15 protein-coding genes, 3 tRNA genes and 1 CRISPR repeat array are annotated in these 14,204 nt (G+C 56.3%); of the genes, 11 read left to right on the forward strand and 7 right to left on the reverse strand.

Annotation, left to right across the window (positions count from 1 at the left end; genetic code table 11):
* Positions 1–71 precede the first annotated feature (71 nt).
* On the reverse strand, positions 72–950 hold the full coding sequence (locus tag DZE2538_RS03065; RefSeq protein ID WP_038915558.1) for a U32 family peptidase: 879 nt from the start codon (positions 948–950) through the stop codon (positions 72–74).
* An 18-nt stretch (positions 951–968) separates the two neighbouring features.
* Positions 969–1,967, reverse strand: a complete 999-nt coding sequence (gene ubiU / locus DZE2538_RS03070) for a ubiquinone anaerobic biosynthesis protein UbiU (protein ID WP_012883349.1) — start codon at positions 1,965–1,967, stop codon at positions 969–971.
* Between the two features lie 320 nt (positions 1,968–2,287).
* On the opposite strand from ubiU, the gene ubiT reads away from it, so the two are divergent.
* Together ubiT and DZE2538_RS03080 are read left to right on the forward strand one after the other, a co-directional pair.
* Positions 2,288–2,812: a ubiquinone anaerobic biosynthesis accessory factor UbiT gene (ubiT, locus tag DZE2538_RS03075; RefSeq protein WP_012883350.1), complete on the forward strand. Its 525-nt coding sequence runs from the start codon at positions 2,288–2,290 to the stop codon at positions 2,810–2,812.
* Positions 2,806–3,309 carry a GNAT family N-acetyltransferase gene (locus tag DZE2538_RS03080; protein WP_012883351.1) on the forward strand — a complete coding sequence of 168 codons (504 nt, stop codon included), beginning with the start codon at positions 2,806–2,808 and terminating at the stop codon, positions 3,307–3,309. The genes ubiT and DZE2538_RS03080 overlap by 7 nt, the downstream gene beginning before the upstream one ends.
* Here DZE2538_RS03080 and DZE2538_RS03085 read toward each other — a convergent pair.
* Positions 3,296–3,598 carry a GIY-YIG nuclease family protein gene (locus DZE2538_RS03085; RefSeq protein WP_023638905.1) on the reverse strand — a complete coding sequence of 101 codons (303 nt, stop codon included), beginning with the start codon at positions 3,596–3,598 and terminating at the stop codon, positions 3,296–3,298. The two genes, DZE2538_RS03080 and DZE2538_RS03085, sit on opposite strands and share 14 nt — an antisense overlap.
* Before the next feature lie 205 nt (positions 3,599–3,803).
* Positions 3,804–4,259: a CRISPR direct-repeat array (repeat unit 29 nt; unit sequence GTGTTCCCCGCGCCAGCGGGGATAAACCG).
* 192 nt (positions 4,260–4,451) lie between these two features.
* Here DZE2538_RS03085 and deoC point away from each other — a divergent pair.
* The 4 genes from deoC (at position 4,452) to deoD (ending at position 8,748) form a co-directional block, all read left to right on the forward strand.
* Complete coding sequence (gene deoC / locus DZE2538_RS03090) at positions 4,452–5,231, forward strand: deoxyribose-phosphate aldolase (protein WP_038915559.1); 780 nt, start codon at positions 4,452–4,454, stop codon at positions 5,229–5,231.
* 60 nt (positions 5,232–5,291) lie between these two features.
* Complete coding sequence (gene deoA / locus DZE2538_RS03095; protein WP_019846246.1) at positions 5,292–6,623, forward strand: thymidine phosphorylase; 1,332 nt, start codon at positions 5,292–5,294, stop codon at positions 6,621–6,623.
* A gap of 82 nt (positions 6,624–6,705) precedes the next feature.
* Positions 6,706–7,929, forward strand: a complete 1,224-nt coding sequence (deoB, locus tag DZE2538_RS03100; RefSeq protein WP_038915560.1) for a phosphopentomutase — start codon at positions 6,706–6,708, stop codon at positions 7,927–7,929.
* Positions 7,930–8,022: 93 nt separating this feature from the next.
* Positions 8,023–8,748, forward strand: a complete 726-nt coding sequence (gene deoD, locus DZE2538_RS03105) for a purine-nucleoside phosphorylase (RefSeq protein ID WP_012883356.1) — start codon at positions 8,023–8,025, stop codon at positions 8,746–8,748.
* A 335-nt stretch (positions 8,749–9,083) separates the two neighbouring features.
* Here the strand turns inward: deoD and rimI are convergent, their stop codons facing one another.
* Positions 9,084–9,527, reverse strand: coding sequence for a ribosomal protein S18-alanine N-acetyltransferase (gene rimI / locus DZE2538_RS03110; RefSeq protein ID WP_016943562.1), 444 nt, complete (start codon positions 9,525–9,527; stop codon positions 9,084–9,086).
* Entirely contained in the window at positions 9,496–9,915 is a 420-nt protein-coding gene (locus DZE2538_RS03115; RefSeq protein WP_038915561.1) for a DNA polymerase III subunit psi, read from the reverse strand. The genes rimI and DZE2538_RS03115 overlap by 32 nt, the downstream gene beginning before the upstream one ends.
* 175 nt (positions 9,916–10,090) lie before the next feature.
* On the opposite strand from DZE2538_RS03115, the gene rsmC reads away from it, so the two are divergent.
* Positions 10,091–11,119, forward strand: a complete 1,029-nt coding sequence (gene rsmC / locus DZE2538_RS03120; protein ID WP_038915562.1) for a 16S rRNA (guanine(1207)-N(2))-methyltransferase RsmC — start codon at positions 10,091–10,093, stop codon at positions 11,117–11,119.
* Between the two features lie 68 nt (positions 11,120–11,187).
* Here the strand turns inward: rsmC and DZE2538_RS03125 are convergent, their stop codons facing one another.
* A complete protein-coding gene (locus tag DZE2538_RS03125) occupies positions 11,188–12,183 on the reverse strand; it encodes an aldo/keto reductase (protein WP_038915563.1) in 996 nt (331 codons plus the stop codon).
* Between the two features lie 114 nt (positions 12,184–12,297).
* Between DZE2538_RS03125 and DZE2538_RS03130 the strand changes: the two genes are divergently transcribed.
* The 4 genes from DZE2538_RS03130 to DZE2538_RS03145 all read left to right on the forward strand — a co-directional run bounded on the left by DZE2538_RS03130 (position 12,298) and on the right by DZE2538_RS03145 (position 13,679).
* Positions 12,298–13,200 carry a LysR family transcriptional regulator gene (locus tag DZE2538_RS03130; RefSeq protein WP_019846251.1) on the forward strand — a complete coding sequence of 301 codons (903 nt, stop codon included), beginning with the start codon at positions 12,298–12,300 and terminating at the stop codon, positions 13,198–13,200.
* Between the two features lie 116 nt (positions 13,201–13,316).
* Positions 13,317–13,402, forward strand: a tRNA-Leu gene (locus DZE2538_RS03135).
* Between the two features lie 32 nt (positions 13,403–13,434).
* Positions 13,435–13,520 (forward strand) — tRNA-Leu (locus DZE2538_RS03140).
* Positions 13,521–13,593: 73 nt separating this feature from the next.
* Positions 13,594–13,679 (forward strand) — tRNA-Leu (locus tag DZE2538_RS03145).
* Positions 13,680–13,797: 118 nt separating this feature from the next.
* On the opposite strand, the gene DZE2538_RS03150 is transcribed toward DZE2538_RS03145, so the two are convergent.
* Positions 13,798–14,094, reverse strand: coding sequence for a DUF1435 domain-containing protein (locus DZE2538_RS03150; RefSeq protein ID WP_019846252.1), 297 nt, complete (start codon positions 14,092–14,094; stop codon positions 13,798–13,800).
* Positions 14,095–14,204 lie beyond the last annotated feature (110 nt).

A 14,204-nucleotide genomic window follows, 5' to 3' on the forward strand; every position in this document is an offset into this window, starting at 1 on the left:
CACAGATAAGATGTTACGCTATCTTAACAAATGGCAACGGACGATGCGTGCGCATCGCCTTGACATTGGTGTTAACTGACCAGTTCCAGTCCGGCGACGCGTCGCCAGTAGCCGTTGCAATCCTGCTGATTTTCCAGCGTCAGCGGTTGTTCACCGTGCTGGTTAGCGCGGAAACGGTCGATAATCGCCAGTGTGTCCAGCCCTTGAGGTGACAGACGCACGATATCCACCAGCCCTTCCATAGAAGCCAGATCGTTACCGAGGTTATAGCAGTAGCCGCTCTGCGTCTGGATGCCGTTAAGTACGAATACCTGTTGATTTTCCTGCGACAACATCTGGCGTCCTTGTGGATACTGGATGCAGCAAGTTTCGCATTCGTCTTTGGGGCGGTTTTCCGAACGGGCGGTAAAACAGCGGGCGGAATAGGCCAGCGGCAGATGGCCGTAACTCATCACCTCGACTTCAAACTGATGGCGAAAACCCAGCTCGTCACATTGATTGAGCAGGTTTTGCAGCCAGTCACGCGACAGCTCGACCGGCATGCACCAGCGCATCATGCCTTGTTTGTGCAGCAACCGCAGAGTGTAAGCGTTATAACAGTTCAGTGCATGACCGGCTACAAACGGCAGGTTACGTTCTGCCGCCATATTGACCGCACCAAGATCGTTGGCTTCCAGCAAAAACTCGCCGTTCTCCACGTACTTTTTCAGTTCGTTCAATTCGGAAGGCGCTTGTAGCAACGCCAGCGTGGACATCACCACCTGTTTACCGCTGGCAGCGACTTCACGCGCCAGTGTGAGCCAGTCGCCGACTTTCATTCCCCGGCGTTTGCTGCACACGGTTTCACCCAAATAGATGATGTCGGCACTGCTGTCGAGCGCAGCACGATAGAAGGTTTCAATGTCGGCTTTCGGCCAATAGTAGAGCAGCGCGCCCAGTGAATATTTCATGTAATTGATGTCTCCTGACTACTGCCACTGGCGATGATAAGCGCCCAGTGTGGTCTGCGTACCTTCGGCAACGGCACCCAGCGCCTCCATCCACTCGGCGGTGGGGGTAAAATGTGCCGGGTCAGCTTTACAGCGGTCTATCGCCTGCCGCCACACCTGGGTTACCTGGCTGACATAGGCCGGGCTGCGCTGTCTGCCTTCGATTTTCACCGAGGCGATATTCGCCGCCATCAATTCCGGCAGCAGTTCCAGCGTATTCAGACTGGTGGGTTCTTCCAGCGCATGATAGCGCTGTCCATCCACCAGATAACGGCCTTTACACAGCGTCGGGTAACCGGCGTTTTCATTGTCCTGATAGCGGTCGATTAACACGTCATTCAGCCGCGATTCCATACCGTTTTTCGTTTGTTGCCAGCGCACGAAGCGTGCCGGGGAGCAGGCACCCACGGTATTGGGGGATTCGCCGGTCAGGTAAGACGACAGGTAACAACGCCCTTCGGCCATGATGCACAGGCTACCGAAGGCGAACACTTCCAGCGGCACCGGGCTGGTACGCGACAGCTGTTTGACCTGATGGATGGACAGCACGCGCGGCAGCACAACACGGGCGACATCAAAGTGGCGCTGATAAAAGCGGATGGCTTCCTCGTTGGTGGCGGAGGCCTGCACCGACACATGGCGCTCTACCGACGGATAACGCTCGGCGGCATATTCCAGCATCGCCAGGTCCGCCAGAATTAGCGCATCGGCCCCTGCGGTTTGCACGGCGGTATCCACCGCGCGCTGCCAGCGTGGGTAACCATCCGGGTGGGCGAAGGTATTAATGGCTATATGCAGCTTGCGACGGTGGCGATGCACGTAGTCGCTGGCATCCTGCAATTTTTTGTCGTTGAAATTGAGGCCGGCGAAGTGGCGGGCATTGGTGTCGTCTTTTAGCCCGATGTACACCGCGTCGGCGCCATGATCGATGGCGGCTTTCAATGCCGGCAGGTTACCGGCGGGGCAAAGCAGTTCCATTCTTACGTCCTTTCATCACGGCCTGAGGCAGCGGGCCGGTTTGCAATGAGACAGAATCTTAGTGAACCCGGCTGCCAGCAACTTTGATTTAAACCAGCATATCGGGGAATTGCTGGCGCTTTGCGGTCGTGATTTCGCGCAGAACACGCTAAATTTATTTCATCACCATCGTGTGACTTTTCCTGCGGGTGTCGCCAGACGACGTTAAAAGAACGCTTCCGGCACTTTTATTGATGTAGACCCTTGCTGCCCGTTTCCCGTTCTATGGCAGAATAATGACCATGTCGGTCAGGCAGCATTGCTTTATGAGGAGTACGCCAGTGTTGGAAAAATTACGGGCGCAGATTGTGCGTCAGGGGCCACGTTTACTGAGTAAGCCGTTAACGTTAACGCCTTTCTTCCTGCAACGCCGGGTGCTGGAGCAACTGCTGGGTTGGCAGTTCCGTCAGGCATTGGAAGAAGGCGAGCTGGATTTTCTGGAGGGTCGCTGGTTACGGGTTGAAGTCCGTGATATCGGTTTGCAGTGGTTTGTTACGCTGCGCGATAACCGACTGGAAATCAGCCATAACGAGCTGGCGGATGTCAGCTTTAGCGCCGATGCCAACGATCTGATTTTGATCGCCGCTCGCCGGGAAGACCCGGATACGCTGTTTTTCCAGCGTCGTCTGCGTATTGAAGGCGATACCGAGCTGGGGCTGTACGTCAAAAACCTGATGGACGCTATCGAGCTGGAAAATATGCCTGCGCCGTTGCGGGTGGCATTGCTGCAACTGGCGGGATTTGTCGCAGCCGGTTTACAGGAGGGCGCGGAGCCGGTTAGCCCGCACGCGCCAGTATCATGTTGATTCGCGTTGAGATTCCGGTGGATGCACCGGGGATTGATGCTTTACTGCGGCGCTCGTTCCCGACCAGTGCGGAGGCGGAGCTGGTGCATCAGTTGCGTGAAGATGGCCAGCTGACGCTGGGGATCGTCGCGACTGACGACGAGGGCGGTGTCATCGGTTATGCCGCGTTTAGCCCGGTCACGCTGGGCGGCGAAGATTTACAGTGGGTCGCGCTGGCACCGATGGCGGTGGACGAAAACCACCGCTGTCAGGGTATTGGCGAGAAGCTGGTGTACGAGGGGCTGGATGCGCTTAACGAGTTCGGCTACACCGCAGTGGTGGTGCTGGGCAACCCACGTTACTACGCGCGTTTCGGCTTTGTACCGGCGGCGGCGCAGCAACTGTATTGCCGCTGGCTGGGTTACGAGTCGGATTTTCAGGTCTATCCGCTGGCAGATAACCACTTTCAGGGTGCCAGCGGCCTGGTGGAGTACGCCGAACCGTTTAATCGTTTTTAACGCACGGCAGAAAATCGGTCAGTGTCGAAGGCTGGTGTTGCACCAGCCTTTCTTTTTGCAGTTTGCTCAGTTGCTTGATGCGGTATTCCCACTTCAGCGCCGTCGAGCGATCACCCGCCACACAGTGATACACCAGCGTCAACGGCCCTTTTCCGCGCAGTGATCGCGCACCTTTGCCATTCTGATGCTCTGCCAGACGCCTGTCGACGTCGGTAGTAATGCCGGTATAAAGCCACCCGCTGCCGGTGCGCAGCAGATAGACAAACCAGATAGTCTCACTGTTGTTCACGCCATTTCCTTTTCGTGGTTTAGCGCTTATTTTACGGTGACAAGCCGATAAAGGCTGCCTGTTTGACAAGCATCATCGGTGGATATGGGTGAGTAAAATCACCACCTTTATTTATCAATCGGTTAGCGCTCTTTAATAACGTGAAAAAGTTGGTGGAATTTTTCAGGCTTTAAAAGTCATTAGAAAACAAGTATATACTTTTAGAGTGTTCCCCGCGCCAGCGGGGATAAACCGCGGTTTCGGGCCTGACGGCTAGAGTCTGATGGGTGTTCCCCGCGCCAGCGGGGATAAACCGGGTTGCGCTATGACATTGCCGCGCCCGATACGGTGTTCCCCGCGCCAGCGGGGATAAACCGTTTGCGTGATACCGTTAATAGCAGCAGTGCTGGTGTTCCCCGCGCCAGCGGGGATAAACCGTACGGCGCACCGGCGCTGGCAGCAATAACCGCGTGTTCCCCGCGCCAGCGGGGATAAACCGCTAAATCGCCATTTACCAGCGTCATGTTTAATGTGTTCCCCGCGCCAGCGGGGATAAACCGGAAATCGATTCGGTCAGCCTGCCGTTATTACAGTGTTCCCCGCGTCAGCGGGGATAAACCGATCAGCTCCAGCGTGTTTTTCCAGCCGCCCAGGTGTTCCCCGCGTTAGCGGGGATAAGCGTTGCCGTGATAGCACGGCACAATCCGTCGCGATGTGTTGGGCTTTATTGTGATAATATTCACATCTATCGTGAATTATGTGTGTGTAATTTCTTTTTTATGTGAATAAAACCACAAAATGGGTTGTCATCTCCGGGTGAAATAGCGGTATTCGCCGGAGAGATGACCGTGTGGTCGATAAGCGGGAGCCTTGTATGACTGATTTAACTGCAGCAGCGCAGCGTGCGCTGGGATTGATGGATTTAACTACCCTGAATGATGACGACACCGATGAAAAGGTGACGGCCCTGTGTCGTCAGGCCAATAGCCCGGCGGGGAAAACCGCTGCTATCTGTATCTACCCGCGTTTTATACCGCTGGCGCGTAAGGTGCTGCGTGAGCAGGGCACGCCGGATGTTCGTATCGCCACCGTGACCAATTTCCCACACGGTAACGACGACATTGATATCGCGCTGGCGGAAACCAACGCGGCCATCGCTTATGGTGCTGACGAGGTCGACGTGGTGTTCCCGTATCGGGCGTTGATGGCGGGTAACCGTGAGGTCGGTTTCGAGCTGGTGAAAGCCTGTAAAGCGGCCTGTGCGGCCGCCGGTGTGCTGCTGAAAGTGATCATTGAAACCGGCGAGCTGAAAACCGACGCACTGATCCGTGAAGCCAGTGAGATAGCTATTGATGCCGGTGCGGATTTCATCAAAACCTCGACCGGAAAAGTCGCGGTAAACGCTACGCTGCATTCGGCTGAGGTAATGTTGAGTGTCATTCGTGATAAAGGCGTTGGCGAGCAGGTTGGGTTTAAACCGGCAGGTGGCGTGCGTACGGCACAAGATGCCGCCGATTATCTGCAACTGGCCGACACTATCATGGGCGAAGGTTGGGCAGATGCCCGTCATTTTCGTTTCGGCGCGTCCGGTTTGCTCGACAGCTTGCTGACTACACTGGGCCACGCCGTCGGGCAGGCGCGCAGCAGTTACTGATGCGGTTCGTGCTACCGGCGCGACGCAGGCGTACCTCAGCACCAGACAGGAGAAGCTATCGTGTTTCTGATTCAGGAAATTATTCGTAAAAAACGGGACGGCCATCCGCTCAGTGCGGAAGAGATTCGCTTTTTTATTAACGGCGTGCGCGATAACACCGTGTCAGAGGGGCAGATCGCCGCACTGGCGATGACCATCTTCTTTCACGATATGACGATGGATGAACGGGTGGCGCTGACGCTGGCGATGCGCGATTCCGGCACCGTGCTGGATTGGTCCGGCTTACACCTGAATGGCCCGCTGGTGGACAAGCACTCTACCGGTGGCGTTGGCGATGTGACATCGCTGATGCTGGGGCCGATGGTGGCGGCTTGTGGCGGCTATGTGCCGATGATCTCTGGCCGGGGATTGGGTCACACCGGTGGCACGCTGGATAAACTGGAGTCCATTCCGGGGCTGGATATCTTCCCTGATGACGAGGTATTTCGTCAGATTATCCGTCAGGTCGGGGTAGCGATTATCGGGCAAACCAGTTCGCTGGCCCCGGCAGACAAGCGTTTTTACGCCACCCGCGACATCACCGCTACCGTGGATTCCATCCCGCTGATTACTGCTTCCATTCTGGCGAAAAAGCTGGCGGAAGGGCTGGATGCGCTGGTGATGGATGTTAAGGTCGGTTCCGGTGCGTTTATGCCGACCTATGAACAGTCTGAACAACTGGCGAAGGCGATTGTTGGTGTGGCCAATAATGCCGGTTGCCGTACCAGTGCGCTGTTAACCGACATGAACCAGGTGCTCGCTTCCAGTGCGGGTAACGCGTTGGAAGTCCGCGAAGCGGTGCGTTTTCTGACCGGCGAGCAGCGTAATCCTCGCCTGTTTGAAGTGACGATGGCGCTGTGTGAATCGATGTTGTTGTCGGGCAATCTGGCGCGTGACGCCGCCGAGGCGCGGGCCAAACTCCAGAGTGCGTTGGACAGTGGCCGTGCGGCGGAGGTCTTTGGCCGTATGGTGGCCGCTCAACATGGCCCGGCGGATTTCGTCGAGCATTACGATCGTTATCTGCAACCGGCGACGTTAAGTAAACCCGTGTTTGCTGAACGGGATGGGATTGTCAGCGCGATGGATGCGCGTGCGTTGGGTATGGTTGTGGTGGCGTTGGGTGGTGGACGACGTCAGGCCAGTGATATCATTGATAGCAGCGTAGGGTTGAGCGACATGGTCAGCCTGGGTGATCGGGTTGATGCCGAGCGTCCGCTGGCGGTTATCCATGCCAGAACCGAATCGGACTGGCAGCAGGCGGCACAGGCGTTGCGTGAAGCAATCTGTCTGGATTCTCAGGCACCTGCGCCTTGCCCATTGATTTATCGCCGACTGGATATCGCGGATATCTAAGCGTTGGTCGCCGTTTTGCCCTACGCGCATTTATACTTTATGTACACGCTGTGCCCTTACGCACGACGCAGGAGATAACAACATGAAACGTGCATTTATTATGGTTCTCGACTCGTTTGGGATTGGCAGCACTGCTGATGCCGAGCGGTTTGGCGACGCGGGTTCAGATACGCTGGGCCATATCGCACACGCCTGCGCACAAGGCAAGGCCGATACCGGTCGGCAGGGGCCGCTGCGGTTACCGAACCTGAGCCGTTTAGGGTTGGGCAAGGCGGCGCAAAGCTCCACCGGGCAGTTCCCGCCGGGGCTGGATGCACAGGCGGATATCATCGGCGCGTATGCCTACGCCAGCGAAATCTCCTCGGGTAAAGATACGCCATCCGGCCACTGGGAAATCGCCGGGGTGCCGGTGTTGTTCGACTGGGGCTATTTCCTCGATGAACACAACAGCTTCCCGCAGGCGCTGCTGGACCGGCTGGTGGAGCGCGCCGGGTTGCCGGGCTATCTCGGTAACTGCCACTCTTCCGGTACGGTGATCCTTGACCAGCTTGGCGAAGAACACATGAAAACCGGCAAGCCGATTTTCTATACCTCGGCGGATTCGGTATTTCAGATTGCCTGCCATGAAGAGACCTTCGGGCTGGATAAACTGTATGAACTGTGTGAAATCGCCCGTGAGGAACTGACCGAAGGCGGTTACAACATTGGTCGAGTAATCGCCCGGCCGTTTGTCGGTGATAAAGTCGGCCAGTTCCAGCGTACTGGCAATCGCCATGATCTGGCGGTGGAACCGCCAGCACCGACCATGCTGAAAAAGCTGGTGGATGAAAAAGGCGGCCAGGTGGTATCGGTAGGGAAAATCGCCGATATCTACGCTAACGTCGGCATCACCAAAAAGATCAAAGCCACCGGTATCGATGCGCTGTTTGACGCCACGCTGAGCGAAATGGAGCAGGCGGGTGACAACACCATCGTGTTCACCAACTTTGTGGATTTCGACTCATCTTACGGCCATCGTCGTGATGTGGCAGGGTATGCCGCCGCGCTGGAGCTGTTTGACCGCCGCCTGCCGGAGATGCTCGCTCGCGTGACAGGTGATGACATTCTGATTCTGACGGCCGACCACGGCTGCGACCCGACCTGGCCAGGTACCGATCACACTCGTGAGCACGTACCGGTGCTGATGTACGGGCCGGGTGTGAAGCCGGGTGATTACGGCCATCGCACCACCTTTGCCGACATCGGCCAGACGGTTACCCGCTACTTCGGCCTGTCGCCGATGGATTACGGTACACCGCTGTTTTAACAGATCGATGCGTTGATAGGTCGATGCGCTGACCGCGCGACGCTATACTTCATCATCATGAATTCACACTGGATTTAAAAAGGAAGAAAAAGGATGGCTACGCCACATATCAATGCAGAAATGGGTGACTTCGCTGACGTGGTACTGATGCCGGGTGACCCGCTGCGCGCTAAGTACATCGCGGAAACCTTTCTGGAAAACGCGGTGGAAGTGAACAACGTGCGTGGCATGCTGGGCTTCACCGGGACTTACAAAGGCCGTCGTATCTCCGTGATGGGCCACGGCATGGGCATCCCGTCCTGCTCGATTTACACCAAAGAGCTGATAACCGAATTCGGCGTGAAGAAAATCATCCGTGTCGGCTCCTGCGGTGCGGTGCGCGCTGATGTGAAACTGCGTGATGTGGTGATCGGTATGGGTGCCTGCACTGATTCCAAAGTGAACCGTATGCGTTTTAAAGATCATGATTTCTCGGCGATTGCCGATTTTGATCTGCTGCGTCATGCAGTGGATGCGGCGAAAGCACGCGGCATCAACGCCCGTGTTGGCAACCTGTTCTCCGCTGATTTGTTCTACACGCCGGACCCGCACATGTTCGACGTGATGGAAAAATACGGCATTCTGGGCGTGGAAATGGAAGCAGCGGGTATTTATGGCGTGGCGGCGGAATTTGGCGCGAAAGCGCTGGCTATCTGCACCGTGTCCGACCATATCCGTACCCACGAGCAGACCACCGCAGCCGAGCGCCAGACCACCTTCAACGAGATGATCGAAATCGCGCTGGAGTCGGTACTGCTGGGTGATAAAGCCGAGGCTTGAGACTGTTGACAAACAGCTATGTTGTTTGTGAATAGTGATGTTTGTCCGGTCAGTGAGTCATTTCGTGCGGGATAAACGGTGTAATTTCTTTGCTGCTTCATTGCACGCACGACAAGGAGAGGTGCAAGCGCCACCTCTCCTTGACCACTGGCTAGTGGCTAAACTGCGGCGCTACGCGCTACCTTCGGCGTTCGACTTCGCGATTCGGGCCGCCTGTGACGCGCTCCAGGCGCGGCACAGGCTTTCGCGACGTCCTGTCGCTCACCCGGCGAAGTCGCCCACCTCAGCGCAGTTTTTGATGCCAGAAAAGCGTCATCCTGTTCTTAAGGGTTTTATCACCCCAGCGGTAGCGCCATGATAATGGCGTCTTCGCGGCCGTTGGCGGTTGGGTAATAATCCCGCCGTACCGAGACTTCGTTGAATCCCAAACTTTGATACAGCGCGATGGCGCGGGCGTTGGATGCGCGCACTTCCAGCCACAGCGTTACAATGCCACGCTGCTCCAGCTCGGTAATCAGGTGTTCCAGCAACTGACGCCCGTAGCCGTGGCGCTGGTGCGCCGGGTCAACCGCAATATTGAACAGCGTGGCTTCATCCAGCACCACCTGAGTGATGGCGTAGGCCACCAGTTGCTGGTCATGACACAGTTTCAGGTTGAGGTAACGCTCGCCCTGATTGCTGATGAAGGTTTTTTCGCTCCACGGAAAAGCGTGGCTTAAGCATTCAATATCAAACGCCTGCGGCAGGTCAGCCGTGGTCAGGGTGGAAATCATGTTCATGGTGACAAATCTGTTGCCACAGGGCGCGTTTCGCCCCGGCGTTGTGAGAGAGCTCGGCCAGAGACGGGCTGGTCAGTTGCACGCCATCCAATGCCAGCGCATCGGTGACTGGCTGACCCAGCCACCAACTGTGGCAGCGGGTATGTTCCGGTAGCATCTGCGCCTGACGTGGCGTCAGGCTTATCGTCTGCTGCGAAGAGAGATTCAGGCTGCGCAAGACATCCTGTAACAGCTGGTCATCGCTGGCGGGCAGTGGGTCGGCGATGATAATCAGCCGGGCATCAGGCGGCAGGCTGACGGCGATTTCGCCTTTCAGCACCGACGGACGACGCAAGGTCCACTGGGTGATCCCCAGTTGCTGTAACAGCCAGTCCCGTCTTGATGTCATGCCTTACTCACTCTGCGTGCGATATTAGTGCCCGTGGGTAACCGCGCCCGATGTCGCCAATCGTCGTATCCGGCGATGGCGGTGCACGATTGTGCGGCGCTATGCTAACAAATCGCTGAACCTGCGCCAACAAACCACTATAATCCCCGCTCAGTTTATTGAGGAGCCAGACCTGATGTCAGCATTAACCCCCGCCAGTGAAGTGATATTGCGCCATAGTGATGAATTTGTTGCCCGCCGGGTACTGTTTGCCGGTGATTTGCAGGATACCTTACCTGCGCATTTTGAGGCGGCGGCCGTTACTGTGCACACCACGCAATACCATCATTGGCAGCAGTTGCAGCCTGTATTGGGCGACAACGTGCATTTTTCGCTGCTGGCGCAGGCGGACATGGTTGCCGGGTGTGACACCTTGATTTACTACTGGCCGAAGAGCAAACAGGAAGCACAGTTCCAGTTGTCTAATCTGCTTTCGCTGTTGCCGGTCGGCTGTGAGATTTTTGTCGTCGGCGAAAACCGTAGTGGGGTGCGCAGCGCTGAAGGTATTTTGGAGCCGATCGCCGCTATCAATAAGATCGACAGCGCGCGTCGCTGCGGGCTGTACCACGGTCGTCTGGATGCTGCTTCCGCGTTTGCACTGGAAGACTGGTGGCTGGAATATGATGTGGATGGCGTGCCGGTACGCACATTGCCGGGGGTATTCAGCCGTGAGGGACTGGATAGCGGCAGCCAGTTGCTGCTCTCGACGCTGGAACCGCATCGTAAAGGGAAAGTGTTGGATCTTGCCTGCGGTGCTGGGGTGCTGGCAGCATCGTTTGCCCGGTTATCGCCGAAAATTCGCCTGACGCTGAGCGATGTGAGCGCGGCGGCACTGGAAGCCAGCCAGGCGACGCTGGCGGCGAATGGTCTGGAAGGCCAGGTTATCGCCAGTAATGCCTACTCGGATATTCAAGGGCGCTTTGATCTGATTCTCTCAAACCCACCGTTCCACGACGGCATGCAAACCAGCCTGCATGCGGCGGAAATGATGATTCGCGGTGCTGCCGCTCATCTGAACATCGAAGGTGAACTGCGCATCGTCGCCAACGCCTTCCTGCCGTACCCGGCGCTGTTGGACGAGACATTCGGCAGTCATGAGGTGCTGGCTCAGACCGGCCGTTTCCGCGTGTACCGCGCCGTGCTGCGTCGCCATAAAAACCGCTGATTCACCCGAAAGTAACCCGCAATTCACTTGAAGGCCCGGCTTTCTGGCCGGACCTTCAGGCTTGATGCTCAGGCGTTATCGATCGTCGCCATCCCTTCTCGTCCATAACGCTCGCCAGCAGCGACATGCGGCGGGAAGATAGCGTTAATCTCATCGAGTTCATGTGGTGTCAGAGATATCGACTGCGCACCGATATTTTCTTCCAGATAGCGACGACGTTTGGTACCGGGGATCGGCACGATATGCTCGTTTTGCGCCATCACCCAGGCTAATGCCAATTGTGAGGGCGTGACGGCTTTTTCCTGCGCCATTTGCGTGATTTTTTCCACCAGTTGTAGATTTCTAGCGAAATTCTCATCGCTAAAACGCGGGTTACTGCGCCGAAAATCGTCTGCGGCCAGGGTATCCGGGCGCGTGATGGCACCGGTCAGGAAGCCACGTCCCAATGGGCTGTAAGGCACAAAACCGATACCCAGACGGCGACAGGTGGGGAGGATCTCTGCCTCCACATCGCGCGTCCACAAGGAGTATTCACTTTGTAGTGCGGTGATAGGATGCACGCGCTGTGCCCGCTCCAGCGTGGCGGCAGACGCCTCGCTCAGGCCGATATAACGAATCTTGCCCGCTTTCACCAAATCAGCCAGCGCGCCAACGCTCTCTTCGATCGGCACGGCCGGGTCGATACGGTGCTGGTAGTAGAGATCGATAACATCAACACCCAGACGCGTCAGGCTGCCCTCAACGGCCTGACGGATATACTCAGGTCGGCCACAGACACCGCGCAACGCCGGGTTGGCCGGATCGCGCAAAATGCCGAATTTGGTAGCCAGAAACACCTGATCCCGTTTGCCCTTGATGGCTTTGCCTACCAGTATTTCATTGGTGTGGGGGCCGTACATGTCGGCGGTGTCCAGCAGGGTGACACCCAGTTCCAGCGCCCGATGCAGGGTGGCGATGGCCTCGTTTTCATCCAGACTGGTGGAATAAAAATCACTCATCCCCATACAGCCGAGACCGAGGGCGGATACCGTTGGCCCCTGTGGGCCGAGTTTTCGCTGTTGCATATTTCTTGCTCCGTGTTGTTAGCGGCGTTTTCTCAGTGTGGTTGTTTCAATCAAAAAGATAAATTCGCAGTTTTATGCAACACTGTTTGTAAAATACAAACAATGGAGCCGGGGATGGATCAGGTTCAGGCCATGCGGGTCTTCGTGCGTATCGTGGAGGCAGAGAGCTTCAGTCGGGCAGCGGAAAAGCTGGGATTGCCGCGCGCCACCGTCAGCCAGACGCTGAAACGGTTGGAGGTCAGGCTGGGTGTGCGCTTGCTGCAACGTACTACACGTCAGGTGCAGGTGACGGACGAAGGCCTGCTGTACTATCAGCGCTGTGTACAACTGCTGGCGGAGATCGACGAGACGGATGCCTTGTTTTCCCATCAGCGCCAGCAGCCTAGCGGCCGTGTGCGTATCGATATGCCGCACTCGCTGGCCCGGCAGGTGGTGATCCCGTCATTGCCTGCGTTTTACCGCCGTTACCCGCAGATTTCGCTGGTGCTGAGTGCCAATGATGCGGCGATTAATGTGCTGCGAGAAGGCGTGGACTGCGTATTACGTGCCTGGCAGGTGGACGATGACTCACTGGTCGCGCGATCATTACCGTCGCTGCCGCAGGTTACCTGTGCTTCGGCGGCCTATTGTGCCGAGTTCGGCGTGCCTGACTCGCTGGAGGCGCTGGCGACACACCGCATGGTCGGGTATTTTTCGCTACGCACATTGCAGCGTTATCCGCTGGAATTCATGCAGCAAGGGCAGCTCGTTACCCGTACCTTGCCCAGTCTGGTCGAGATAAGCGGTGCGGATGCGTATATCGCTGCCTGTCAGGCCGGGATGGGGATTATTCAGGCTCCCCGTTATGGCCTGGAGTCGTTGCTCGCTGGCGGTGAATTGATTGAGATACTGCCGCAGTTGCCACCGCCCGATATGCCGCTGTATGTGATGTATCCTTCCGGGCGTTTTCTGGCACCGCGCATTCGGGCCGTGATCGACTGGTTGTCGCAATGCTTTCATCAGCCACCGTTTGGGTGAATGCTGGTTTTTACAGCAAACGCAGTAACGCTAAGGAAATAATGATTGACGTTGGTGCGAAAATCTCTAGAATGCGCCTCCGTGGTGGCATTATGTGACGTAATGTTGCTTGGTTTGCGAAGGTGGCGGAATTGGTAGACGCGCTAGCTTCAGGTGTTAGTGTCCTTAGGACGTGAGGGTTCAAGTCCCTCTCTTCGCACCAAACTCACCACAGATTTGTATTTCACAGTACCTGCGAAGGTGGCGGAATTGGTAGACGCGCTAGCTTCAGGTGTTAGTGTCCTCAGGACGTGAGGGTTCAAGTCCCTCTCTTCGCACCACTGGGATACAAATCAGCATCTTGTTGTATCATCGCAGTAAGTAATCTTGTAGTAAGCAATCGTAGTACACAGTGCGAAGGTGGCGGAATTGGTAGACGCGCTAGCTTCAGGTGTTAGTGTCCTTAGGACGTGAGGGTTCAAGTCCCTCTCTTCGCACCACTCTCCTTATCTTTCTTTGGCTTCAACACAGCAATACTCACCCATAACTATATCTACTACATCTACTACTGTTCGTTTTTCCCTTATATTTCCTCATGCGCCTGACCGTTATGCTGATTCAGGGCCAATGCGGCCATCCTTTGAGCGTGAGCGACAGCGCCGCCAGGCCACCTGCCAGCGCAATGCAGGAAGGCAGCAGCAGGTAGTGGCGCATACGCCGGTGGAACAACATGCCCACCGTGAGCAGCATGGCCAGCGCACAGATGTATTTTAGGTGTGTTTGATCCAGTTCCGGCAGGGCCAGTAATGGCATCAACGCAGCCGGTAGCAGTACGCCCCAGGCGCTGGACAGACGTTTGCCAAAATACCAGCTTATTCCCCACAGCCCGCACGCCGCGATCATGGCAGTCAGCATGGTGAATTCTCTTGTTGATAATGATAACCAATATCATATATCAGATTTCCCGCTATACAACCGATGTCGTGTGATTTTTCTATGACCTGCCGTTTGGCGACGGCAGGTGG

The sequence above is a fragment of the Dickeya zeae NCPPB 2538 genome, from assembly GCF_000406165.1.
Classification (GTDB): domain Bacteria; phylum Pseudomonadota; class Gammaproteobacteria; order Enterobacterales; family Enterobacteriaceae; genus Dickeya; species Dickeya zeae.

Excerpts from the sequence above, each read along its gene's own strand:
- DZE2538_RS03065 (WP_038915558.1), bottom strand. The coding sequence starts at position 950 with ATGAAATATTCACTGGGCGCGCTGCTCTACTATTGGCCGAAAGCCGAC.
- ubiU (WP_012883349.1), bottom strand. The coding sequence starts at position 1,967 with ATGGAACTGCTTTGCCCCGCCGGTAACCTGCCGGCATTGAAAGCCGCC.
- DZE2538_RS03080 (WP_012883351.1), top strand. The coding sequence starts at position 2,806 with ATGTTGATTCGCGTTGAGATTCCGGTGGATGCACCGGGGATTGATGCT.
- deoC (WP_038915559.1), top strand. The coding sequence starts at position 4,452 with ATGACTGATTTAACTGCAGCAGCGCAGCGTGCGCTGGGATTGATGGAT.
- deoB (WP_038915560.1), top strand. The coding sequence starts at position 6,706 with ATGAAACGTGCATTTATTATGGTTCTCGACTCGTTTGGGATTGGCAGC.
- deoD (WP_012883356.1), top strand. The coding sequence starts at position 8,023 with ATGGCTACGCCACATATCAATGCAGAAATGGGTGACTTCGCTGACGTG.
- rimI (WP_016943562.1), bottom strand. The coding sequence starts at position 9,527 with ATGAACATGATTTCCACCCTGACCACGGCTGACCTGCCGCAGGCGTTT.
- DZE2538_RS03115 (WP_038915561.1), bottom strand. The coding sequence starts at position 9,915 with ATGACATCAAGACGGGACTGGCTGTTACAGCAACTGGGGATCACCCAG.
- rsmC (WP_038915562.1), top strand. The coding sequence starts at position 10,091 with ATGTCAGCATTAACCCCCGCCAGTGAAGTGATATTGCGCCATAGTGAT.
- DZE2538_RS03125 (WP_038915563.1), bottom strand. The coding sequence starts at position 12,183 with ATGCAACAGCGAAAACTCGGCCCACAGGGGCCAACGGTATCCGCCCTC.
- DZE2538_RS03130 (WP_019846251.1), top strand. The coding sequence starts at position 12,298 with ATGGATCAGGTTCAGGCCATGCGGGTCTTCGTGCGTATCGTGGAGGCA.
- DZE2538_RS03150 (WP_019846252.1), bottom strand. The coding sequence starts at position 14,094 with ATGCTGACTGCCATGATCGCGGCGTGCGGGCTGTGGGGAATAAGCTGG.